Here is a 21430-nt window from a genome sequence, read left to right as displayed (position 1 = left end):
CCCGGCGGGCGGCCTTACGCCGGCACCGGCTCGCCCTCGGCGTGACGATGCTTCTCCGGCAAATAGGCCAGCAGCATTTCGCGCACGAGCGTCGGGCTCTTGGAGTCGCGGATCATCAGGATGCCGTCGATGATCAGCGTGCGGTTGGTTTCCTCGTCGAGCAGCTTGCCGTGCAGCTTGTCGGCGATCGGAAGGCAGAACAGGTTCGCGACGAGCGCGCCGTAGAGGGTGGCGAGCAGCGCGGTCGCCATGAACGGGCCGAGCTTGGACGGATCGGTCATGTTGGCGAACATCTGCACCATGCCGATCAGCGTGCCGATCATGCCGAACGCCGGGGCGCAGTCGCCGATGGCGCGGTAGATCTTGCTGCCTTCGTCGAGGTGCATGAGGAAGTTGTCGCGGTCGCGCTCGAGATTGTCGCGGATGAAATCGAGGTCGTAACCGTCGGCGACGTAGCGGATGCCCTTGGCCAGGAACGGCTCGTCGGTCTCGACCTTTTCGAGGCCGACCGGGCCCTGCTTGCGGGCGATTTCGGCGATACGGGCGAGCTCGTCGACGAGGTCGTGCGCCGACAGGCGGCTCATGGTGAAAGCGAACTTGGCGCCGAGTGGAAGGCCGTGCAGGAGCGCTGAGAGCGGAAAGCGGATCATGGTGGCGGAGATCGAGCCGCCGAAGATGATGATCATGGCATGTTCGGAGATGAACATGTGGAGGTCGCCGCCCATGAAGATCATCGCCGTAATGACGATGATGCCCGCAATGAGCCCGACGCTCGTCATGATATCCATGGGACACTCCAACGCGAACGCAACAACGGCCGTCCTGGCCGCTGGCGCGGCCCAACCCCGAACCGCATCGGAAACCCTAGAGCGCCGCCCTTAAAGCCGCGTAAAGGTTAAGTTGAGCCGGCGCGCCAGACTGGCGTAGCGCGCTGAAAGGACGCCGGCTTTGCCGGCCGCCGGCAGGAATCTCAACACTTTGCTAACCATAATTGCGGCGGGCGAGGACGAGAGCTTCGTGACCGTCTTGCCATTCATCTCCATGGTGCGCCGTTCGGCTGCGGCCCTGCGCCACATCCGCGGCGAGAAAGCCTGGGATATTCTATGGCCACACGGCATGCGCCATCGCGGGAGCCGTTTTGCAATGTTGACGCTGTTCAGTCTTCTCACCGCGCTGCCGGCGGTGCTGGCGCTCCACCTGCTGGAGCCGGAACTCGTCCTGCCGGCGTTCAGCGTGCTGCTGTTTGTCGAGGCCGGCTTCGCCGTGATTGCGGCGCGCCTGATTCACGTCGCTGATAGTGCGGACGACATCACCCTCTGGGATGTCGCCGGCGGCTTCACCCTGATCGGGTGTGCAGCCGCGGTTTTCGGCGAGCCGGATCAGGCCGCCCTGTTCCTGGAACAAGGCGGCCCGCGGCCGGCGTCAAAGCCCTAGGTTGCTCGATCCCGCTAGTGGATCTCGGCCGAGCGCTTCAGCGCGGCTTTCAGTTTCTCCAGCGAGAAGTCGGGGCTGCGCGCGATCTCCAGGATCGGCGTCTCGCGGCGGCCGCAGAGCTCGGCAGCCTCGGGCAGTTTCGCGGCGATGTCGTGCGGGATCACGATGGCGCCGTGCTGGTCGGCATGGATCAGGTCGTCGGACTTCACGGTCATGCCGGCAACGCGCACCTCGCCGCCGAAGCTCTCCGCATGCACCCAGGCATGCGATGGGCCGATCGAGCCGGCCAGCGCCTGGAAGCCCGGTGCCCATTGCGGGATGTCGCGGATCGAGCCGTCGGTGATGACGCCGAGGCAGCCGAGCGCCTTGTGCACGTTGCTCTGCACCTCGCCCCAGAACGCGCCATAGCCGACATCGGGACCGTCGATGTCCTGGATCACCGAGATGCGCGGACCATGGCCGGTGCCGACATACTCGTAATATTCGATGCGGCGCTTCGACTGCTCTTCCGCCGGCAGCGAGGATTTCAGCACCGAGCGGATCGCGACGGTCCGGGCATAGCCGACGATCGGCGGCAAATCGGGGAACGGGCAGACCAGTTGCTTGGTGGTGTAGCCGATCAGGCGGCGCTCGGGCGCCACGATCTCCATGGCATTGCAGATCGTCGGGGTGTCGTAGCGGCCCAGCGCTTCGAGGACGGAAGCGGGCAGCGGCCCGGTCGCGGTATTCGTCACGGCGTTCTCTCCCAGATTGGCGGCCGCTGTTGGCGCGGTGCCGCCGGCACAGGGCGATATAGCCGAGATCGGGCCTCAACCCAACTCGGACGCCTTCATGGCAGATATCCGCCGATCACGTTCAGTGCAGCCGTCCGGGCCGGTCGTCGTCCTGTGGCGGCTCCGACAGATTTGCCAGCGTCGGCGCCGAAGGCGGCGACGGGACCTCGCCTCCCGACGGCACGGTGGCTCCCATCGCGCGCGCCTGGTCGCGATAGGATTTGTAGCCGAGCGGCAGAGCGAGGAGATACAGCACCGTGCCGATCGAGAGCACGTGCCAGGGATAGGCGATCAGGATCGCGATGAAGACGATCACCGCGACGAACGCCGGCAGCACCAGCTCGGGCGCCACGCGCATGCGCTTCGTCTTGCCGGAGAACACCGGCAGGCGCGAGACCATCAGGAAGGCGATCAGCAGAGTGTAGGCCGCCGTCACCGCCGCGGGCAGCCGGCCGAGATCGAGAAAGGCGATATAGATCGGCAGCAGCACGGTGATCGCGCCGGCCGGCGCCGGCACGCCGGTGAAGAAATTGGCGGCGAAGGCCGGCTTGTTGGGATCGTCCATGGTGGCGTTGAAGCGCGCGAGGCGCAGACCGCCGGAGATCGCGAACACCATGGCAGCGATCCAGCCCGCATTGCCGAGCTCGTGCAGCTGCCAGAAATACAGCATCAGGCCGGGCGCGACGCCGAAATTGACGAAGTCGGCGAGGCTGTCGAGCTCGGCGCCGAACTTGGACTGGCCCTTGAGAATGCGCGCGACGCGGCCGTCGATGCCGTCGAGCGCGGCGGCGAACACGATGGCATAGACCGCGAGCGACATCCGCCCCTCGATCGACAGCCGGATCGACGTCAAGCCGGCGCAGATCGCCAGCAGCGTGATGACGTTGGGCACCAGCATGCGAACCGGGATCGGGCGGAACCGCCGGCGGCGCACGTCGGGATCTCTCAAATCATAGGGCGTCTGCATGGCTCGTCCTTACCTCGACCGAGATATAGCAAGCCGCGTTCCCCTCCGCCATTGCGGCGGAAGGCCCCCATGGACCGGCTTTTGGTTAATTGGCGCGGTATGCGCGGCTCGGGTCGTCCCCGGCGAGATCGGCCAAAATCGTCTCGCCCGCGATGGCGGTCTGCCCTTCCGACACCAGCGCCTTGGTGCCAACAGGCAGATAGACGTCGAGCCGCGAACCGAAGCGGATCAGGCCGAAACGCTCGCCGGCCCCGATCGCCTGCCCTTCCTTGACGAAGCAGACGATGCGCTTGGCAACGAGGCCCGCGATCTGGACCACGCCGATCCGCGCCGTCGGCGTCGTGATCACCAGCGAGTTGCGCTCATTGTCCTCGCTCGCCTTGTCGAGCTCGGCGTTGATGAACAGGCCGGGCCGGTAGGCGATGCGGTCCACCCTGCCCGCGATCGGGCTGCGGTTCACGTGGCAGTTGAACACGCTCATGAACACCGAGATACGCGGCAGCGGCCGGTCGCCGAGCCCGAGCTCGGCCGGCGGCAGCGCCATGGTGATCATCGAGACGCGGCCGTCGGCCGGTGACACCACGAGCCCCTCGCGCACCGGCGTCACGCGTACGGGGTCGCGGAAGAACAGCGCGCACCACACGGTCAGGATCGTGCCGATCCATCCCAGAGGCGACCACAGCCAGAACAGGATGAGGCTTGCCAGCGCAAAGCCGCCAATGAAGGGATAGCCCTCCTTGTGGATCGGCGGAATCTGACGCTGGATCGAATCGAGAATGGACATCGCTATCTGCCGCCTAGGAGTTGATGGCGCGCGGGTCGTCCCCGTGCGGTGGAGTTGTTTAGGCCAGAGTTGGGACCGGAGACAAGGTCACTCCGCGGCCGCCGATGTCGTCAGGGCGTCGTCGACCGGCGGCGGCTCCCGGTTGGGCGCCTCGCTGCTGTCGGCCATCCTGGCCAGTTTCTCGCGTGCCGCCTCGGCCTCGCGCTGCCTGTTCCACATGCTGGCATAGAGCCCGCCCTGCGCGAGCAGTTTGGCGTGGGTGCCGCGTTCGGAGATGCGGCCCTGGTCCAGCACGATGATCTCGTCGGCGCCGACGATGGTGGAAAGCCGATGCGCGATCACCAGCGAGGTGCGGTTCTTGGCCACGCGGTCGAGCGCGCCCTGGATCTCGTGCTCGGTGTGGGTGTCGAGCGCCGAGGTCGCCTCGTCCAACACCAGGATCGGCGGCGCCTTGAGCACGGTGCGCGCGATCGCGACGCGCTGCTTTTCGCCGCCAGACAGTTTCAAGCCGCGCTCGCCGACCTGGGTCTCGTAGCCCATCGGCGCCATGCGGATGAAATGATCGATCTGCGCCAGCCGCGCCGCCTCCTCGACCTCGGCATCGGTCGCGTCCCAGCGGCCGTAGCGGATGTTGTAGCGGATGGTGTCGTTGAACAGCACCGTGTCCTGCGGCACCATGCCGATGGAGGCGCGCAAGCTGGCCTGCGTGACCTCGCGAATGTTCTGACCGTCGATCAGGATCTTGCCGCCGGAGACGTCGTAGAGACGGAACAGCAGCCGCGACATCGTCGACTTGCCCGCGCCCGAAGGGCCGACGATCGCGACCGTCTTGCCGGCCGGCACCTCGAAGCTGATGCCTTTCAGGATGGGCCGCGCGGGCTCATAGGCAAAGCGCACGTCCTCGAAGCGCACGGTGCCGGCGGAGACCGCCAGCGGCGGCGCGCCGGGGACGTCCTTGATCTCGGCCTCGCGGCCGATGACGCCAAACATCTTCTCGATGTCGATGATCGCCTGCTTGATCTCGCGGTAGACCATGCCCATGAAATTCAGCGGCTGATAGAGCTGGATCATCATGGCGTTGACCAGCACGAAGTCGCCCACCGTGTTGGTGCCGTTGCGCACGCCGATCGCGCACATCAGCATGGTTGCGGTCAGCCCCAGCGTGAAGATCACGGCCTGGCCGGTGTTGAGCACGGCGAGCGAGGTGTAGGTGTGGACGCTTGCCTCCTCGTAGCGCGCGACCGACTTGTCGTAGCGCTGCGCCTCGCGCGTCTCGGCGCTGAAATACTTCACGGTCTCGTAGTTGAGCAGCGAGTCGATCGCCTTCGTGTTCGCCTCGGTGTCGGAATCGTTCATCTTGCGGCGTATGCCGATCCGCCACTCGGTCGCGATGTAGGTGTAGTACATGTAGACGGTGACCGTGATCAGGGTCGCGACCACGTAGCGCCAGTCGAACTGCCAGAGCAGCACGGCCATCAGCAGCGTGACCTCGACGATGGTCGGGATCAGCTGCAGGATCACCATGCGCACGATGACCTCGATGCCCTCGCGGCCGCGCTCGAGCACGCGCGTCAGGCCGCCGGTCTTGCGCTCCAGATGAAAGCGCAACGACAGTTCGTGCATGTGGACGAAGGTGATGGTGGCAAGCTTGCGCACCGCATGCATGGCGACGCGGGCGAAGATGCCGTCACGCCATTGCGTCAGCACCGCCATCACGATGCGCATGACGCCGTAGCTTGCGGTCAGCAGCAGCGGCGAGGCGATCACCCAGAGGTGCCAGTTGTCGGCCGCGACCGGCGCGGTGTTGGCGCCGGTCAGCGCGTCGGTGGCCCATTTGAAGCTGAACGGCACCGTCAGCGTGATCAACTTGGCCGCGAGCAGCAGCACCATCGACCAGACCACCCGCATCTTCAGATCGAAGCGGTCGCCGGGCCAGATATAAGGCCACAGATGCGCCAGCGTGCCCATCAGCGTGGCCCCGGCCTGCGCTCCCCCGGTGGGAGTATCGGGAACGTCGGCGCCGTCGAGCGATTGAGGTTGGTCCATCAAGAAGCCTGAAAGCCCGCCGGATGCGGGACGTGCTGCGATTAATCGTTTTCGCCCGTCATATAGAGCCTTCCCGATGCCAGCGCACCCCGCCAGATGGCGAATCTTTGATTGTTTGCGGCCATTTACCGGTAGATTTCCGGGTGGTTCGAATCACCGATTGGGCTTGACGGCCCTCCGCTGCAATGCATCATGGCACCAATGAGCACGATCAAAACCGTCTGTGTCTATTGCGGCTCCGGCCCCGGAACCAATCCCCACTTCACCGAAGGCGCCAAGGCGTTCGGCAAGGCGCTCGCCGAGAACAACATCCGCCTCGTCTATGGCGGCGGCTCGCTCGGCCTGATGGGCTCGGTCGCAACCTCCGTGCTTGATCACGGCGGTACCGTCACCGGCATCATTCCCGAATTCCTTCGGAAGCGCGAGAACGCGCTGACGCGCGTGCAGGAGATGATCGTCACCCCCGACATGCACGAGCGCAAGCGGCTGATGTTCGAACGCTCCGACGCCTTCGTGGCGCTGCCGGGCGGCGTCGGCACGCTCGAGGAGCTGGTCGAACAACTGACCTGGAAGCAGCTCGGCCGTCACGCCAAGCCGGTGCTGCTCGCCAACTTCGACAATTTCTGGGAGCCGCTGTTCTCGCTGCTGTCGCATATGCGCCAGACCGAGTTCATCCGCGCCGGCCTTTCGGTCGACATCCTCAAGGCCGATCGCGTCGAGGAGATTTTGCCGAAGCTGAAGACCGCAGCAGCACAGATCGCCGAATCTGAAAAGCAGCTCGCCCCGGAAGTGGCGCGCAAGCTCTAGCGCCTTACTCCGCAGGAAACGTCACCGCCTCGATCCGGTTGCCATCGGGATCAGTCACGAAGGCCGCGTAATAGCGCACGCGATCGTGCGGGCGGATGCCCGGCGCGCCGTCGGAAGCGCCGCCGGCGGACAGCGCGGCGGCGTGAAACGCATCGATCTCGGCCGTGGTCTTCGCGCGCAGGCAGATGTGGACGCCGCTCTCCGGTGCCACGCGCGACATACCCTCGCGCAGATTGATCCAGAATTCCGGATAGGCCTTGCCGAAGCCGACCGTCCGCGGCCGCGTGACGAGGCGCGCGAGGCCGAGGGCGGCGAGCGTGGCCTCGTAGAATCTTGCGGCGCGATCGAGATCGCTGACGCCGACGGAGATGTGGTCGATCATTTGGTCGCGCTCCCCCTCCACCGCCCGTAGCCCGGATGAGCGAAGCGACATCCGGGAAGAGCTATCCGTGCCGTCACACCGTCCCGGATATCGCTGCGCTCATCCGGGCTACATCTGTCCTTACGCCGGCGCGCCCGACTTCACGAGCTTGTAGATCACCGAATCCATCAGCGCCTGGAACGAGGCGTCGATGATGTTCGGGGATACGCCGACCGTGGTCCAGCGATCGCCGTTCTCGTCCTCGCTCTCGATCAGCACGCGCGTGACCGCGCCGGTGCCGCCGTTGAGGATACGGACGCGGTAGTCGATCAGCGTCAGGCCCTCGATGTACTTCTGGTACTTGCCGAGGTCCTTGCGCAGCGCGACGTCGAGCGCGTTGACGGGGCCGTTGCCTTCGGCGGCAGAGATCAGATGCTCGCCGGCGACGTCGACCTTCACCACGGCCAAGGCGACGGTGACGCGCTCGCCGTGCGAATTGTAGCGTTGCTCGACATTGACGTCGAACTGCTCGACCTCGAAATAATGCGGCACCTTGCCGAGCGTGCGCCGCGCCAGCAGATCGAACGAGGCGTTGGCGGATTCATAGGCGTAGCCTTGCGCCTCGCGCTCCTTCAGCTCCTCGACCAGCCGCGTCAGCTTCGGATCGCTCTTCTCGTAAGCGATGCCGGCACGGTCGAGCTCGGCGATGACGTTGGAGCGGCCGGCCTGGTCGGACACCAGCACCTTGCGGTGATTGCCGACCAGCTCCGGCAGCACGTGCTCATAGGTCTGCGGATCCTTCAGCACCGCGGAAGCATGAATGCCGGTCTTGGTGACGAAGGCGCTCTCGCCGACATAGGCCGCGTGCCGGTTCGGCACGCGGTTGAGCATGTCGTCGAGTGTGCGCGACACTTTCACCAACGTCGCCAGCTTCTCCGGCGTGACGCCGATCTCGAAGGCGTCCGCAAATTCCTTCTTCAATTTCAGCGTCGGGATCAGCGAGCAGAGGTTGGCATTGCCGCAGCGCTCGCCAAGCCCGTTCAGCGTGCCCTGGATCTGCCGCGCGCCGGCGCGCACCGCGGCGAGCGAATTCGCCACCGCCTGCTCGGTATCGTTATGGGCGTGGATGCCGACGTGATCGCCGGGGATGTGCTTCGTCACCTCGGTGACGATGGCTTCGATCTCATCAGGCATGGTGCCGCCATTGGTGTCGCACAGCACCACCCAGCGCGCGCCGGCCTCATAAGCGGCCTTGGCGCAAGCGAGCGCGAAGCTCGAATCCTCCTTGTAGCCGTCGAAAAAATGCTCGCAGTCGAGCATGACCTCGCGGCCGGCAGCCTTTGCCGCGGCCACGCTGTCGCGGATCGAGGCGAGGTTTTCTTCCTTGGTCGTCTCCAGTGCGACGCGCACCTGATAGGCCGAGGACTTTGCCACGAAGCAGATCGCGTCGGCTTTCGCCTCCAGCAGTCCGGCCACGCCGGGATCGTTGGACACGGAGCGCCCTGCCCGTCGCGTCATGCCGAAGGCGGTGAAGCGCGCATGGGTGAGCTTCGGCCTGGTGGCGAAGAACTCGGTGTCGGTCGGATTGGCGCCGGGATAGCCGCCCTCGACATAGTCGATGCCGAGATCGTCGAGCATCGCGGCGATGACCTGCTTGTCGGTCAGCGTGAAATCGACGCCATTGGTCTGCGCGCCGTCGCGCAGCGTGGTGTCGAACAGATAAAGGCGCTCCTTGCTCATTGCGGCGCTCCGAGCGTCTTCTTCATGGTGGTGTTGGCGAGCCACTCGTCGTTGATGGTGACGCTGTTGCGCTGCTGGGCGGTGTAGCCGCGCTTGGCGAAGAAGGCCTGCGCGGTGTCGCTGGCATCGACCGAAAGGCTCGTCGCGCCGCGGCCGCCGGCAAGCTTCTCCAGCGCGTCGACCAACATGGTCGCGATGCCCTGCCCGGCCACGGCCGGATGCACATAGAGCATGCGGATATGATCGGCGCCGCGCAGCGAAGCGAAGCCGACCGGCGAGCCCTCGAGCGTCGCGATCAGCGTCAGGTCGGACGCGAGCCGCTTGCCGAACTCCTCGTCCTCCGCCGCCTCCATCCAGGCCTGCTGCTGCGCCTCGCTATAGTCGTCGCCGGTGAGCTCCTCGATGCTGGCGGCGAAGATCGCGGCGAGCACCGGCACGTCGGCCGGCAGGAATGGCCGCAAGCCAGGCTTTGGGTGTGCTTGTGCCATCGTCTTCACCACATCCCATAGAGTTTCAGCGCCAGCGCCACGGCGGCGCCGAGCAACAGGATTTTCAGCGCGATATAATAGAGCCAGTGCCGCGGGAAAGGCGTGTCGGGCCGCTTCATCGCGCGACCTCCCACGTCGTCCCGTCCTTGGAATCCTTGATCGCGACGCCCATCGCGGCGAGCAGATCGCGGATCCGGTCGGACTCCTTGAAATCCTTGCGCGCGCGGGCGGCTGTCCGCTCCGAGAGCAAGCGCTCGACCTCCTGGGCATCGACGCCGCTCGCCTGCTGTTTGCGGCCTTCCCACTGCGCCGCGCTCTCGGAGAGGAATCCGAGCAGCCGCAACGAACCCGCGAGAGCGGGCACGTCGCTGCCGCGCAGGCCGTGCAGGGCCGCGATCGCCAGCGGCGTGTTGAGGTCGTCGAGCAGCGGCTCGACCACCGACGCGGCCGGCTTGCCGGGTTCGACATCGGCGGCGACGCGGTACCAGTCGTCGAGCGTCCTGGCGCTCTCCTCCAGCGACTTCATGGTCCAGTCGATCGGCGAGCGGTAATGCGTCTTCAGCATGTTGAGACGCAGCACCTCGCCCGGCCAGTCCGCGAGCAGCTCGTGGATGGTGATGAAGTTGCCGAGGCTCTTCGACATCTTCTCGCTCTCAACCTGCAGGAAGCCGTTGTGCATCCAGTAGTTCGCCATGCGCTCCTGGTGGAAGGCGCAGCAGGTCTGCGCGACCTCGTTCTCGTGATGCGGAAACACGAGATCGATACCGCCGCCATGGATGTCGAAATGCTCGCCGAGATGCTTCCAGGCCATCGCCGAGCACTCGATGTGCCAGCCCGGGCGCCCCTGCGCAGTGATCCCCGCCGGCGACGGCCATGACGGCTCGCCCGGCTTGGACGGCTTCCACAGCACGAAGTCGGTGTTGCCCTTCTTGTAGGGCGCGACATCGACGCGGGCGCCGGCGACCATCTCGTCCAGCGAGCGGTTGGACAGCGCGCCGTAGCGTGGCAGGCCGGAATTGGCCGCGTTCATCGCCTGCGGCGAGAACAGCACGTGGTCCTCGGCGGCATAGGCAAAGCCGCCCTTGATCAGCCGTTCGATGATCTCGCGCATCTCGCCGATATGCTCGGTCGCGCGCGGCTCGACGCTCGGCCTGAGCACACCGAGCGCGTCGACGTCGGCGTGAAACTGTTTTCCGGTCTGCTCGGTGACCTTGCGGATCGCCTCGTTCAGCGGCAGACCCGGAAAGTCGCGCGCAGCACGATCGTTGATCTTGTCGTCGACGTCGGTGATGTTGCGGACATATTTGACATGCGCTTCGCCATAGAGATGGCGCAGCAGCCGAAACAGCACGTCGAACACGATCACCGGCCGCGCATTGCCGATATGGGCGAAGTCATAGACGGTCGGTCCGCAGACATACATGCGGACATCCTTCGCATCGAGCGGCACGAAGGTGCGCTTGTCCCGGCTCAGCGTATCGTAAAGGCGCAATTCCATATGGATACCCGTCGGCTGTTGGCCGGGCGTCCAGTGCTCTCAATGTTTTTGAGATAAAGACGGCTCCAGCCAGCGAATCGCTAGCTCGTAATCTCGCGGCAAATGGCGCAAATGGCGAGGAGACCGTTCATGCGGCCACATATGGGCTATGAGGCGGCCCCGCGTCAAGAGAGCCGCCAAAACGCCGCTTTATTTCCGCAATGCGCGGCCGCCCGGCCCTGATGGTTCATCATCCTTAACCATTTGAGCCCATTCTGGAACCGGCAGCTCCTCGTTTTGCCCCAAGGTGATTTTATGCGATCCCTGCTCGCGCTCATTTCCTGCGCCTTCCTCCTTGCGGCATCCAGCGCTTTCGCCGAGACCCGTGTCTTCATCATCGCCAACCAGGCGGACGGCTACGGTGTCGACCAGTGCCTCGCCAGGGGCGAGAAATGCGGTGCGCAGATCGCGCGCACCTATTGCCAGTCACGCGATTTTGCCCAGGCATCAAGCTATCGCCGGGTCGATCCCGACGAAATTACCGGCTCTGTCCCCAAAACCGGCGCAAACTGCTCCCATGGCCATTGCGACGAATATGTCGCAATCACCTGCCAGCGCTGAATTCACTCGGAACTGGCGGACCTTAGGCCCAATCTTTGGCCCCTGAAACGACGTGACGATGCCGCAGGAAGCGGCTATTGGAGGGCGCGCTTCGGCTGCCCAATGTCGCTTGCAATGTCGCATTGGGCCGTGACCTCGCTAGAATGGCGGATATGCCTGAATTTTTGTCTCTCTCCCGTGCTCGCTTCGTCTCTGCCTGCACCGTGCTTCTGAGCACGGTCGTGCTCGCCACCGGTGCTTTCGCGCAGGCCGGCCCGCCCGGACCGCCGCCGCAGCCCGGCCAGAACGGGCTTGGGCCCAATCCGATGTGCGTGCGGCTGGAAGGCCAGCTCGCCGCGCTCGATCGTGGCGGCGGCGGTGGTGACCCCGCGCGCGAAGACCAGATCCGCCGCTATCAGGAATCCCAGACCCGTCAGCAGGCCGAGCTCGACCGCGTCACCATGCAGGCCAAGCGCATGGGCTGCGATTCCTCCGGCTTCTTTTCGCTGTTCAACGGCCAGTCGGCGCAATGCGGCCCGGTCAACACCCAGATCCAGCAGATGCGCGCCAATCTGGACCAGATCACCGGCAATCTCGAACGCCTGCGCAGCGGCGGCCCCGGCGGCTTCAGCCCCGAGCGCGACAACCAGCGCCGCTCGGTGCTGGTGGCGCTGGCGCAGAACAATTGCGGCCCGCAATATGCCAACGCCGCGCAGTCGCAAGGCGGCGGCAACTTCCTGAGCAATCTGTTCGGCGGCGGCAACAACCCCAATAATCCGCAAGGCGTGCCGCCCTCCGATCTCGGCCCGCAATCCGGCACCTATCGCTCCGTGTGCGTGCGCACCTGTGACGGCGCCTATTTCCCGATCTCGTTTGCCACCGTGCCGGCGCGCTTCCCCGACGACGAGAAGACCTGCAAGGCGCTGTGCCCGGCCGCGGAAGCCGTGCTCTACACCCATCGCAATCCCGGCGAGGACATGAACTCCGCGGTCTCCACCAGCGGCCAGCCCTACACGGCGCTGCCGACCGCGTTCAAATTCCGCAGCGAGTTCAACCCGTCCTGCTCCTGCAAGGCCGCAGGCCAGACCTGGGCCGACGCGCTGAAATCGGCCGACGACAAGGCCGCGGCCGAGCAGCAGGGTGACATCATCGTCACCGAGGAGAGCGCCAGGAAGATGCAGCAGCAGCGGCTCAACAAGGGCACGCCTGCCGCCAATGGCAAGAAGGGTGCAGCCCCGGCCCCGACGACTGCCGCCGCGCCGGCCACGACACCGCCGGCGGATACCGGCACGGCAAGCTCGCCGTCCGAGAACAAGCCGATCCGCTCGGTCGGACCGGCTTTCCTGCCGCAGCAGCAGAAGTAGGCCCTAACCCGTCATGCTCCGCGAAGGCGGTCGCCAGGCGCGGCCGTTTCGCGGTTAATGCTCCCCTTCGCGGCTCCACGGGAAGAGATTGGCCGGAAAGTCCGCTGCGTAGCGCTTTCCCTTCGGGGGCGGTGGCAGCTCGTCCGGAGGATTCGGATTCGGCTCGACCACCCGCCGATAGAGGTGCCAGGTGGCGTGACCGAGCACCGGCAGGACGACAGCGAGACCGACGAAGAGCGGCAGCGAGCCGATCACGAGCAGTGCCGCGACGATGAGGCCCCATCCGGCCATCGCAACCGGATTCGCCGCCACCGCTCGGAGCGACGTGCGGACTGCGTCGATCGCAGTCGCATGCCGGTCGAGCATCAACGGAAACGACACGACGCTGACGCACAAGGCCACAACCGCAAACAGGAAGCCGACACCACAACCGACGATGATGAGCGACCAGCCTTCCGGTGTCGTCAGCACGCGCGTTGCGAAGTCGGGAATGCTTGCGGCCGCCGCGTGACCGAAGATCGTGACATAGATTGCGTTCGCGACGCCGATCCAGGCCCCGAACAGGACCAGCAGGAGCACGCCGAGCTCGGCCATGGCGCCGAACGACGGTGCGCGCAGCACCTTGATCGCATCCCATGCATCGACCTGCTCGTCGCGCTCGCGACGCCGGCTGAGCTCGTAGAGACCGATCGCGGCAAAAGGACCGATCAAGGCAAAGCCGGCAGCCAGCGGAAACAGTAGCGGCAGCACCGAATAGCCGAGAACCATCCTGAACAGGACGAGACCGAGCACGGGATAAATCACGCACACGACGATCGCGTGGCTCGGCATCGCCTGGAAATCCTCCCAACCCAGGCGCAGGGCCTCGGTCAGGTCGGACCAGCTGATCTTGCGAATGGGATAGGAGGCCGCTTCGCCGAATACGTGCCGCCTGATGACGTTGTGGGAGTACAGAGTGGCCATGAGCGGACCCTCCCGTGCTGAAAATCGCGGTTTCGATCACACGCGCTCTTCAGCCACGCGTGTCCGCCTGTCGAGCAGGAAACGCGGTGGGTCGGGTACGGCAAGTCAGGTTCAGCGAAAAGAGCCTGGCCGGACGGAACCCGTCGCGACCTGCCTTGCGAGCTTAGCGCGCGCGGGGCACGGCTGCACTCACGGTTGGGTGAATTGGGCACCTGATTTGTGCGCTGCATCGCCCAGAACGCCGCCACCCAACATGCTCTATTGACGCCGGATTAGGCTCGGACCATCTTAGACCCAGACGCCCTTAGCTCCGATGAAAGTTGATGGTCGCGAGCGTTCGGTTGATTTCGCGACCAGAGGAATGGGCGAGGCAAGAGGCCGGCGATGGCATGATGCCAGCCAAGAAAGGCCAGCCATCGCGACAGACATGAGCTCCGCCCTGGATTCGTATCCGTAGCCTTCGATGGCAAGGATGGATCAGGATGGCTGTCGCACTGATACTGCTTCTGGTCGCGATCGGCTCGGTGCTGTTTCACCTCTACAGCCCGTGGTGGTGGACGCCGATCGCCACGAACTGGGCCTATATCGACCACACCATCAACATCACGTTCTGGATCACGGGCTTTGTTTTCGTCGCGGTCATCGCCTTCATGGCCTATTGCGTCTTTCGCTTCCACCACAAGGAGGGAAGACGGGCCGACTACAATCCGGAAAACAAAAGACTCGAATGGTGGCTGACCGTCGGGACTGGCGTCGGAGTCGCGGCCATGCTGGCGCCTGGCCTCGTGGTCTGGCACCAGTTCGTGACGGTGCCTGCGGATGCCACCGAGGTCGAGGTCATGGGCCAGCAATGGCAATGGAGCTTCCGCCTTCCGGGCAAGGACGGGCGGTTGGGCACATCCGATGTCCGCAACATCGCTTCCGACAATCCAATGGGGCTCAATCGTGACGACCCGCGCGCGCAGGACGACGTCGTGATCGAGAACGGCGACCTGCACCTTCAAATGGGAAAGCCGGTCAAGGTTCTCCTCCGCTCGGTCGATGTCCTGCACGATTTCTACGTGCCCGAATTCCGCGCCAAGATGGACATGGTCCCTGGCATGGTGACCTATTTTTGGATAACGCCGATCCGAACCGGAACGTTCGATGTTCTATGTGCGGAGCTTTGTGGCGCTGCTCATTATCAGATGCGAGCCAAGGTCATCGTCGACGAAGAGCGTGAATATCACGCTTGGCTGGAGCAACAAAAGACGTTTGCCGAATTGTCGCCGGCAAAAGCCGTCGTGAAAGCGACGTACCAATCCGGTGGCAAGTAGCAAGCTGCCGCTGCGAAGATAGATCGGGTGCACGAGGCCAACGCCCCACCCCCGATGGAAACGACCGAGGAGGTTTCTATGGTCGATATTCCATATGAAGGGATCGCAGGCATCCCGCCTGCCGAAGTACCTGAAGTCGAGCTCTATCATCCAAGGAGCTGGTGGACACGGTATGTCTTCTCGCAGGACGCCAAGGTGATCGCCATTCAGTATTCGCTGACGGCCTCTGCCATCGGGCTGGTGGCCCTCGTGCTGTCGTGGCTGATGCGACTGCAACTGGGATTCCCCGGCACCTTCTCTTTCATCGATGCCAACCAGTACCTCCAGTTCATCACCATGCACGGCATGATCATGGTGATCTATCTGCTCACCGCATTGTTCCTCGGCGGCTTCGGCAACTACCTGATCCCGCTGATGGTCGGCGCCCGGGACATGGTCTTCCCCTATGTGAACATGCTGAGCTACTGGGTCTACCTGCTCGCAGTCCTGGTGCTGGCCTCGACATTCTTCGTGCCCGGCGGCCCCACCGGCGCCGGCTGGACGCTATACCCGCCGCAAGCAATCCTCTCCGGAACGCCCGGGCAGGATTGGGGCATCATCCTCATGATGTCGTCCCTGATCCTGTTCATCATCGGCTTCACGATGGGCGGCTTGAATTATGTGGTCACGGTGCTGCAAGCGCGCACCCGCGGCATGACGCTGATGCGCCTGCCCCTGACGGTGTGGGGCATTTTCACGGCGACCGTCATGGCGCTGCTGGCATTCCCTGCACTCTTCGTTGCCTCGGTCATGCTGCTGCTCGACCGTCTCCTGGGAACCAGCTTCTTCATGCCCTCCCTCGTCGAGATGGGCCAGCTGTCGAAATATGGCGGCGGCAGCCCGCTGCTCTTCCAGCACCTGTTCTGGTTCTTCGGCCACCCCGAGGTCTACATCGTCGCTTTGCCCGCCTTCGGCATCGTCTCCGATCTGATCAGCACGCATGCGCGAAAAAACATCTTTGGTTATCGGATGATGGTGTGGGCCATCGTGGGGATCGGCGCGCTCAGCTTCGTCGTATGGGCGCACCACATGTATGTGAGCGGCATGTTCCCGCAGTTCGGGTACTTCTTCGCCACCACGACGCTCATCATCGCAATCCCCACCGCGATCAAGGTCTACAACTGGGTGCTGACCCTGTGGCGCGGCGACATTCATCTCAGGGTGCCGATGCTGTTCGCCCTCGGCTTCATCATCACCTTCGTGAATGGCGGGCTCACCGGCCTCTTCCTCGGCAACGTCGTCGTGGACGTGCCCCTCTCGGACACCATGTTCGTGGTCGCGCATTTCCACATGGTGATGGGCGTGGCACCGATCATGGTCGTGCTGGGCGCGATCTATCATTGGTACCCCAAGGTCACAGGACGGATGCTGAACGACGTCCTCGGCAAGTTTCACTTCTGGGTCACCTTCCTCGGCGCCTACCTGATCTTCTTCCCCATGCACTATCTTGGACTGCTCGGGGTTCCGCGCCGGTATTTCGAACTCGGCGACACGTCGTTCATCCCGACCTCGGCCCATTCACTGAACGCCTTCATCTCCGTGGTGGCCTTGACCGTCGGGTTCAGCCAGATGGTGTTCCTGTTCAATCTCGCCTGGAGCCTGTTCAAGGGTGAGGCCTCAGGTGGCAATCCGTGGCGGGCGACGACGCTGGAGTGGCAGACGCCGGAGACGCCCCCAGGGCACGGCAACTGGGGCAAGGAGCTGCCGGTCGTGTACCGCTGGGCCTATGACTACAGTGTGCCCGGCGCCGCGGAGGACTTCATTCCGCAGAACCAGCCGCCACGCGCGACGCAGCTCGTTCAGGGAGCTGCTTCGTGAGCGCCATCATCCTGTTCCTGGCTGTGCTTGCGATGATCGCCGGATGGTGGCTGTCGCAGCAGCGGCTGACGGCCAAGCCCTGGCTGGAGGAAGGCTCGGCCGGTGACTTCCCCGGCGGCGATAGCATGACCTGGCCGGCAGCGAAGGTCGGACTTGGCGTATTTCTCGCCGTCGCAAGCGCATTGTTCGTCCTCTTCATCAGCGCCTACGCGATGCGCATGAGCGTGGTGGACTGGCGGCCGCTGCCGGTACCGCGGCTGCTGTGGGTCAACACGGGCGTCCTGGTCCTGAGCAGCGTCGCGCTGCAATGGTCGTACGTGGCTGCCGGGCGGCACGATACCGAGAGCGTCAAGATCGGTCTGCTCGCTGGCGGAGCATCTGCCGTGATCTTCCTCGCCGGACAGCTCCTGGCCTGGCAACGGCTCGGGGCTGCCGGATATTTCGTGGCGTCCAATCCGGCGAATTCCTTCTTCTACCTGCTGACCGCGGTGCACGGGCTGCATCTGACGGGTGGCCTGGTGGCCCTCGGGCGAACCTCGGCCAAGGTGTGGCGTGGCGCCGAGATCGCCGAGATGCGCTTGAGCGTGGAACTGTGCACCATCTACTGGCACTTCCTGCTGCTGGTCTGGCTTGTCCTGCTCGGTCTTCTCACGGGCTGGACCGACGATTTCGTCAACATCTGTCGCCAATTGCTGAGCTAGGGAGGCGAGACCAGATGGCTGAAACCGTGCTGACACATTCGGGCCAATCGCCTGCGCGGCTTGAAGGCTGGCGCGGCATCGCCGCCGACTGGGCGTCCGATCAGCGCGCCTTCAAGAACGTGTCCTGGGGCAAGGCCATGATGTGGATCTTCCTCCTCAGCGACACCTTCATCTTCAGTTGCTTCCTGCTCTCCTACATGACGGCGCGCATGTCGACGACCGTGCCGTGGCCGAATCCCAGCGAAGTCTTCGCCCTCAATATCGGGGGCAACCACATCCCCCTGATCCTGATCGCCATCATGACCTTTATCCTGATCAGCAGCAGCGGCACGATGGCGATGGCCGTCAATTTCGGCTACCGCCGCGATCGCGTCAGAACCGCGGCCTTGATGCTGGTCACGGCGGCGTTCGGCGCAACCTTCGTCGGAATGCAGGCCTTCGAATGGACCAAGCTGATCATGGAGGGCGTCCGGCCCTGGGGCAATCCATGGGGTGCGCCGCAGTTTGGTGCAAGCTTCTTTATGATCACCGGCTTCCACGGCACCCACGTGACGATCGGCGTGATCTTCCTGATCGCCATTGCGCGGAAGGTCTTGCGCGGCGACTTCGACGTCGAGAGGCGCGGCTTCTTCACGAGCCGCAAGGGCTATTACGAGATCGTCGAGATCATGGGCCTGTACTGGCACTTCGTCGATCTCGTGTGGGTGTTCATCTTTGCATTGTTCTATCTTTGGTGAGGTCGGCGCATGACAAACGCGGCGGTACATATGGAAGGCCAGCTCCACGCTCCGGCGCACGGCGCAGTCGCAACGGCAGCCGTGCACGCCAAGGGGCAACAGCACCCGATCAAGCTCTACCTCGTGGTCTGGGGCTGGCTGTTTGTCCTCAGCACGTGCTCCTACCTCGTCGACTACTTTGGCCTACACGGCTACCTCAGGTGGTCGCTGATCCTGCTGTTCATGGTGTTGAAGGCCGGCCTGATCGTCGCCGTCTTCATGCACATGGCCTGGGAGCGGCTGGCCCTCACCTATGCCATCCTGCTGCCACCGATCGCGGTCATGGTGTTTGTGACAATCATGGTCCTCGAATCCGAATACACGCACTTCCTGCGGGTGCTGTTCTTCGCAACCCCATCGTAGCGGTACAGGAGTTCGCTCCTCACTCCACTGTCATGCCCCCGCCACCGGGTCTCGCCTTCGGCGAGCCCGATGACAGGCTCAGGCGGGGCATCCGGTACTCCGCGGCATTTCCACAACGCCCGGCAGACAGCTTACGCAAGCCCGCCGCGAAGCCTCCGGTCGATTGAGCGCAGCAGTTCACCTACCCGCCCGCCGCCGGGCGGTGCTGCCGGATAGCGCCGCAGGACCTCGACGAGCCTTGGCGTCGCGCGACGGACCGCGCGCTCGACATAATCGGCGCCGCCCCCGGGATCCCCAGCCGTTGCAAGTTCGACGGCCCGGGCCGCGTGGGCCGGCGCGCCGAGGATGTGCCTGACCTGGGTCGACCGCGCCAGGGGATGAAGATAGGCCGCGGACGAGGCGCTCATCGCCGCTCGCGCAGCCTGGCTCGCTGCCGCATCTTCGGCTTCCTTTGCTGCCTTCAGCGCCGCCCAAGCTGCATCGCGCAGGGCCTTTACCCGCTTGCCTCCCTGCGCGAACGTCCGCGCGGCTTCGACTGCGTCACGTGGACGAAAATCCGCGGGATACGATCGCTCGAATATCTCCAGCACGTCCGCGGCGTTTTCCGCCGCATAGGCTGCAACCTCCCGGAGGTCCTCCATGTCCAAAGAGATTTCGTCTGCCATACTGCGTCCACTCGCCACCAGCTTGGGCGCATGCCTATGAATGGTCTATGGCCGAATTCGGCCGCCCAAGCACAGGCCGCAGCTTGCTCGATCATCGCGTTCGCACATGATGACGGCGGAATGTGCTGTAACAGCGCGACCGTCAGCCCTCGAACGCGTCGATCGACGCCTGGCTGCCGCGCGAGACCAGCGTCTCGTCATGCGTGGGCAGCTTCTCGCCCCTGTCGCGAAACCGGTTGGTGATCGGATAACGCCGGTCGCGGCCGAAATTCCTGGGTGTCACCTTCACGCCCGGCGCGGCCTGGCGGCGCTTGTATTCGGCGACGTTGAGCAGATGATCGATGCGCGTGACAATGTCGCGGTCGAAGCCGGCAGCGATGATCTTGTCGAGCGGCTCCTCGCGCTCGATGAGGCGCTCCAGGATCGCGTCGAGCACGTCGTAAGGGGGCAACGAATCCTGGTCGGTCTGGTTCTCGCGCAACTCCGCGGTCGGCGGGCGCGTGATGATGTCGGGCGGTATCACCTCGCCCGCCGGTCCGAGCGCGCCCTCGGGCTTCCAGCCGTTGCGCAAGCTCGCCAGCCGAAACACCTGCGTCTTGTAGATGTCCTTGATCGGATTGAAGCCGCCGTTCATGTCGCCATAGAGCGTGGCGTAGCCGACCGACATTTCCGACTTGTTGCCCGTCGTCACCACCATCAGCCCGGTCTTGTTGGAGATCGCCATCAGCAACGTGCCGCGGGTGCGGGCCTGAAGATTCTCCTCGGTGATATCGGGCGGCAGGTTCTTGAAGATGCCGGACAGGATGGTCTCGAACCCGTTCACGGCTTCCGCGATCGGCAGCACCTCGTAACGGATTCCGAGATGGCCGGCGAGCTCGCCGGCGTCCGCGATCGAGTGGGCTGCGGTGTAGCGGAAAGGCAGCATCACGCCGTGCACCTGGTCGGCACCGAGCGCATCGACCGCGATCGCCGCGCAGAGAGCAGAATCGATGCCGCCGGAAATGCCGAGCAGCACGCCGGGGAATCCGTTCTTGGCGACATAGTCGCGCAGGCCCAGCACACAGGCCGCGTAGTCGGCCCGGTCGCCCTCGGGCTGCCCGGCAATCGGCCCCGCGCAGCGCCAATCGTCGCCGTTACGCGTGAAGCGCAGTGTGGTGACGCTCTCCTCGAACGCCGGCAGTTGCGCGGCGAGCGAGAGGTCGCCGTTGAGCGCGAAGGAAGCGCCGTCGAACACCAGCTCGTCCTGGCCGCAGACCTGGTTGAGATAGACCAGCGGCAGCCCGCTCTCGGTGACGCGCGCGACGGCGACCGACAGGCGCACGTCGCTCTTGTCGCGGGCGTAGGGCGAGCCGTTCGGGACCAGGATGATCTCGGCGCCGGTCTCGGCGAGAGTCTCGACCACGTTCTCGTAGTCCTCGGACTCCTCCAGCCAGATGTCCTCGCAGATCGGCACGCCGATGCGCACGCCGCGTATTGTGACGGGGCCGGCAGCAGGTCCGCGCGAAAACAGCCGCTTCTCGTCGAACACCCCGTAATTCGGCAGATTGCACTTGAAGCGAAGTGCGGCGATGCGGCCGCCATCGAGCAGCGCGCAGGCATTGTAGAGCCTGCCCTCCTCGACCCAGGGCGTGCCGACCAGCATGGCAGGGCCCCCATCGGCGGTCTCGCGCGCAAGCGCCTCGATCGCGGCGCGGCACGCGGCCTGGAAGGCCGGCTTCTGCACCAGATCTTCCGGCGGGTAGCCGGCGATGAACAATTCCGGAAACAGCACGAGATCGGCGCCGTCGGCGATCGCCTGCGCGCGCGCGGCCCGCGATTTGGCCGCATTGCCCTCGATGTCGCCCATGGTCGGATTGAGCTGGGCGAGCGTCACCGCGAATGCATTGAGACGTTCGGTCATGGCCGCCGCACTCCGATCATTCTCTGGCAACAACCCAAAGCGCGATCA

At 64.6% G+C, this 21430-nt stretch carries 20 protein-coding genes and 1 pseudogene; 9 read left to right on the top strand and 12 right to left on the bottom strand.

Annotated features, from left to right (window positions below; translation table 11 throughout):
- Nucleotides 1-14: 14 nt before the first annotated feature.
- Nucleotides 15-788 (bottom strand): motility protein A, encoded by a 774-nt coding sequence (locus NLM15_RS18250; RefSeq protein WP_014496127.1) that lies wholly within the window; start codon nt 786-788, stop codon nt 15-17.
- A 160-nt stretch (nt 789-948) separates the two neighbouring features.
- Here NLM15_RS18250 and NLM15_RS18245 point away from each other — a divergent pair, with 160 nt between their 5' ends.
- Nucleotides 949-1434, top strand: coding sequence for a hypothetical protein (locus NLM15_RS18245; RefSeq protein WP_254118451.1), 486 nt, complete (start codon nt 949-951; stop codon nt 1432-1434).
- 14 nt (nt 1435-1448) lie between these two features.
- Here NLM15_RS18245 and NLM15_RS18240 read toward each other — a convergent pair whose 3' ends face one another.
- From NLM15_RS18240 to NLM15_RS18225, 4 genes and pseudogenes are all read right to left on the bottom strand, one after another.
- On the bottom strand, nt 1449-2168 hold the full coding sequence (locus NLM15_RS18240; protein ID WP_254118450.1) for an RraA family protein: 720 nt from the start codon (nt 2166-2168) through the stop codon (nt 1449-1451).
- A 121-nt stretch (nt 2169-2289) separates the two neighbouring features.
- Nucleotides 2290-3174 carry a phosphatidylcholine/phosphatidylserine synthase gene (locus NLM15_RS18235; protein ID WP_254118449.1) on the bottom strand — a complete coding sequence of 295 codons (885 nt, stop codon included), beginning with the start codon at nt 3172-3174 and terminating at the stop codon, nt 2290-2292.
- Between the two features lie 85 nt (nt 3175-3259).
- Nucleotides 3260-3979: pseudogene (locus NLM15_RS18230) on the bottom strand (phosphatidylserine decarboxylase); the annotation flags it as partial.
- A gap of 66 nt (nt 3980-4045) precedes the next feature.
- Nucleotides 4046-6004 carry an ABC transporter ATP-binding protein/permease gene (locus NLM15_RS18225; protein ID WP_254118447.1) on the bottom strand — a complete coding sequence of 653 codons (1959 nt, stop codon included), beginning with the start codon at nt 6002-6004 and terminating at the stop codon, nt 4046-4048.
- Between the two features lie 201 nt (nt 6005-6205).
- Here NLM15_RS18225 and NLM15_RS18220 point away from each other — a divergent pair, with 201 nt between their 5' ends.
- Entirely contained in the window at nt 6206-6811 is a 606-nt protein-coding gene (locus NLM15_RS18220; protein WP_254118446.1) for a TIGR00730 family Rossman fold protein, read from the top strand.
- A 4-nt stretch (nt 6812-6815) separates the two neighbouring features.
- Here NLM15_RS18220 and NLM15_RS18215 read toward each other — a convergent pair whose 3' ends face one another.
- From NLM15_RS18215 to cysS, 4 genes are all read right to left on the bottom strand, one after another.
- Nucleotides 6816-7193 carry a VOC family protein gene (locus NLM15_RS18215; RefSeq protein WP_254118445.1) on the bottom strand — a complete coding sequence of 126 codons (378 nt, stop codon included), beginning with the start codon at nt 7191-7193 and terminating at the stop codon, nt 6816-6818.
- 120 nt (nt 7194-7313) lie between these two features.
- Nucleotides 7314-8912, bottom strand: a complete 1599-nt coding sequence (cimA, locus tag NLM15_RS18210) for a citramalate synthase (protein WP_254118444.1) — start codon at nt 8910-8912, stop codon at nt 7314-7316.
- Nucleotides 8909-9400 (bottom strand): GNAT family N-acetyltransferase, encoded by a 492-nt coding sequence (locus tag NLM15_RS18205; RefSeq protein WP_254118443.1) that lies wholly within the window; start codon nt 9398-9400, stop codon nt 8909-8911. The genes cimA and NLM15_RS18205 overlap by 4 nt, the downstream gene beginning before the upstream one ends.
- A 115-nt stretch (nt 9401-9515) precedes the next feature.
- Nucleotides 9516-10898 (bottom strand): cysteine--tRNA ligase, encoded by a 1383-nt coding sequence (cysS, locus tag NLM15_RS18200; RefSeq protein WP_254118442.1) that lies wholly within the window; start codon nt 10896-10898, stop codon nt 9516-9518.
- A gap of 294 nt (nt 10899-11192) precedes the next feature.
- Here cysS and NLM15_RS18195 point away from each other — a divergent pair, with 294 nt between their 5' ends.
- Together NLM15_RS18195 and NLM15_RS18190 are read left to right on the top strand one after the other, a co-directional pair.
- Entirely contained in the window at nt 11193-11498 is a 306-nt protein-coding gene (locus tag NLM15_RS18195; protein ID WP_254118441.1) for a hypothetical protein, read from the top strand.
- Nucleotides 11499-11641: 143 nt separating this feature from the next.
- Nucleotides 11642-12841: a DUF2865 domain-containing protein gene (locus tag NLM15_RS18190; protein WP_254118440.1), complete on the top strand. Its 1200-nt coding sequence runs from the start codon at nt 11642-11644 to the stop codon at nt 12839-12841.
- Nucleotides 12842-12895: 54 nt separating this feature from the next.
- Here NLM15_RS18190 and NLM15_RS18185 read toward each other — a convergent pair whose 3' ends face one another.
- Entirely contained in the window at nt 12896-13804 is a 909-nt protein-coding gene (locus NLM15_RS18185) for a DUF2189 domain-containing protein (protein WP_254118439.1), read from the bottom strand.
- A gap of 482 nt (nt 13805-14286) precedes the next feature.
- On the opposite strand from NLM15_RS18185, the gene NLM15_RS18180 reads away from it, so the two are divergent.
- The 5 genes from NLM15_RS18180 to NLM15_RS18160 all read left to right on the top strand — a co-directional run bounded on the left by NLM15_RS18180 (nt 14287) and on the right by NLM15_RS18160 (nt 18817).
- Nucleotides 14287-15120 carry a cytochrome c oxidase subunit II gene (locus NLM15_RS18180; RefSeq protein ID WP_254118438.1) on the top strand — a complete coding sequence of 278 codons (834 nt, stop codon included), beginning with the start codon at nt 14287-14289 and terminating at the stop codon, nt 15118-15120.
- A gap of 78 nt (nt 15121-15198) precedes the next feature.
- Complete coding sequence (locus tag NLM15_RS18175; protein ID WP_254118437.1) at nt 15199-16977, top strand: cbb3-type cytochrome c oxidase subunit I; 1779 nt, start codon at nt 15199-15201, stop codon at nt 16975-16977.
- Nucleotides 16974-17678 (top strand): cytochrome c oxidase subunit 3, encoded by a 705-nt coding sequence (locus tag NLM15_RS18170; protein ID WP_254118436.1) that lies wholly within the window; start codon nt 16974-16976, stop codon nt 17676-17678. Before NLM15_RS18175 ends, NLM15_RS18170 begins: the two co-directional genes overlap by 4 nt.
- Before the next feature lie 14 nt (nt 17679-17692).
- Nucleotides 17693-18415, top strand: a complete 723-nt coding sequence (locus NLM15_RS18165; RefSeq protein WP_254118435.1) for a heme-copper oxidase subunit III family protein — start codon at nt 17693-17695, stop codon at nt 18413-18415.
- 9 nt (nt 18416-18424) lie between these two features.
- Entirely contained in the window at nt 18425-18817 is a 393-nt protein-coding gene (locus NLM15_RS18160; protein WP_254118434.1) for a cytochrome C oxidase subunit IV family protein, read from the top strand.
- 131 nt (nt 18818-18948) lie between these two features.
- On the opposite strand, the gene NLM15_RS18155 is transcribed toward NLM15_RS18160, so the two are convergent.
- The gene (locus tag NLM15_RS18155; RefSeq protein ID WP_254118433.1) at nt 18949-19482 is read right to left on the bottom strand and encodes a putative immunity protein; all 534 of its coding nucleotides are present in this window, start codon (nt 19480-19482) and stop codon (nt 18949-18951) included.
- A 142-nt stretch (nt 19483-19624) separates the two neighbouring features.
- Nucleotides 19625-21382, bottom strand: coding sequence for an NAD+ synthase (locus NLM15_RS18150; RefSeq protein ID WP_254118432.1), 1758 nt, complete (start codon nt 21380-21382; stop codon nt 19625-19627).
- Nucleotides 21383-21430: the final 48 nt, after the last annotated feature.

It is taken from the genome of Bradyrhizobium sp. CCGB20 (assembly GCF_024199855.1).
Lineage (GTDB): Bacteria > Pseudomonadota > Alphaproteobacteria > Rhizobiales > Xanthobacteraceae > Bradyrhizobium.
The sequence above is the reverse complement of the archived record's forward strand: the minus strand, read 5'-3'. Positions and strand labels throughout refer to the sequence as shown.

Bases quoted from the DNA above. Each gene is read 5' to 3' on its own strand.
- NLM15_RS18190 (WP_254118440.1), top strand. From the start codon at position 11,642: ATGGCGGATATGCCTGAATTTTTGTCTCTCTCCCGTGCTCGCTTCGTC.
- NLM15_RS18235 (WP_254118449.1), bottom strand. From the start codon at position 3,174: ATGCAGACGCCCTATGATTTGAGAGATCCCGACGTGCGCCGCCGGCGG.
- NLM15_RS18165 (WP_254118435.1), top strand. From the start codon at position 17,693: ATGGCTGAAACCGTGCTGACACATTCGGGCCAATCGCCTGCGCGGCTT.
- NLM15_RS18150 (WP_254118432.1), bottom strand. From the start codon at position 21,382: ATGACCGAACGTCTCAATGCATTCGCGGTGACGCTCGCCCAGCTCAAT.
- cysS (WP_254118442.1), bottom strand. From the start codon at position 10,898: ATGGAATTGCGCCTTTACGATACGCTGAGCCGGGACAAGCGCACCTTC.
- NLM15_RS18215 (WP_254118445.1), bottom strand. From the start codon at position 7,193: ATGATCGACCACATCTCCGTCGGCGTCAGCGATCTCGATCGCGCCGCA.
- cimA (WP_254118444.1), bottom strand. From the start codon at position 8,912: ATGAGCAAGGAGCGCCTTTATCTGTTCGACACCACGCTGCGCGACGGC.
- NLM15_RS18160 (WP_254118434.1), top strand. From the start codon at position 18,425: ATGACAAACGCGGCGGTACATATGGAAGGCCAGCTCCACGCTCCGGCG.
- NLM15_RS18175 (WP_254118437.1), top strand. From the start codon at position 15,199: ATGGTCGATATTCCATATGAAGGGATCGCAGGCATCCCGCCTGCCGAA.
- NLM15_RS18185 (WP_254118439.1), bottom strand. From the start codon at position 13,804: ATGGCCACTCTGTACTCCCACAACGTCATCAGGCGGCACGTATTCGGC.
- NLM15_RS18155 (WP_254118433.1), bottom strand. From the start codon at position 19,482: ATGGCAGACGAAATCTCTTTGGACATGGAGGACCTCCGGGAGGTTGCA.
- NLM15_RS18220 (WP_254118446.1), top strand. From the start codon at position 6,206: ATGAGCACGATCAAAACCGTCTGTGTCTATTGCGGCTCCGGCCCCGGA.
- NLM15_RS18195 (WP_254118441.1), top strand. From the start codon at position 11,193: ATGCGATCCCTGCTCGCGCTCATTTCCTGCGCCTTCCTCCTTGCGGCA.
- NLM15_RS18205 (WP_254118443.1), bottom strand. From the start codon at position 9,400: ATGGCACAAGCACACCCAAAGCCTGGCTTGCGGCCATTCCTGCCGGCC.
- NLM15_RS18225 (WP_254118447.1), bottom strand. From the start codon at position 6,004: ATGGACCAACCTCAATCGCTCGACGGCGCCGACGTTCCCGATACTCCC.
- NLM15_RS18250 (WP_014496127.1), bottom strand. From the start codon at position 788: ATGGATATCATGACGAGCGTCGGGCTCATTGCGGGCATCATCGTCATT.
- NLM15_RS18180 (WP_254118438.1), top strand. From the start codon at position 14,287: ATGGCTGTCGCACTGATACTGCTTCTGGTCGCGATCGGCTCGGTGCTG.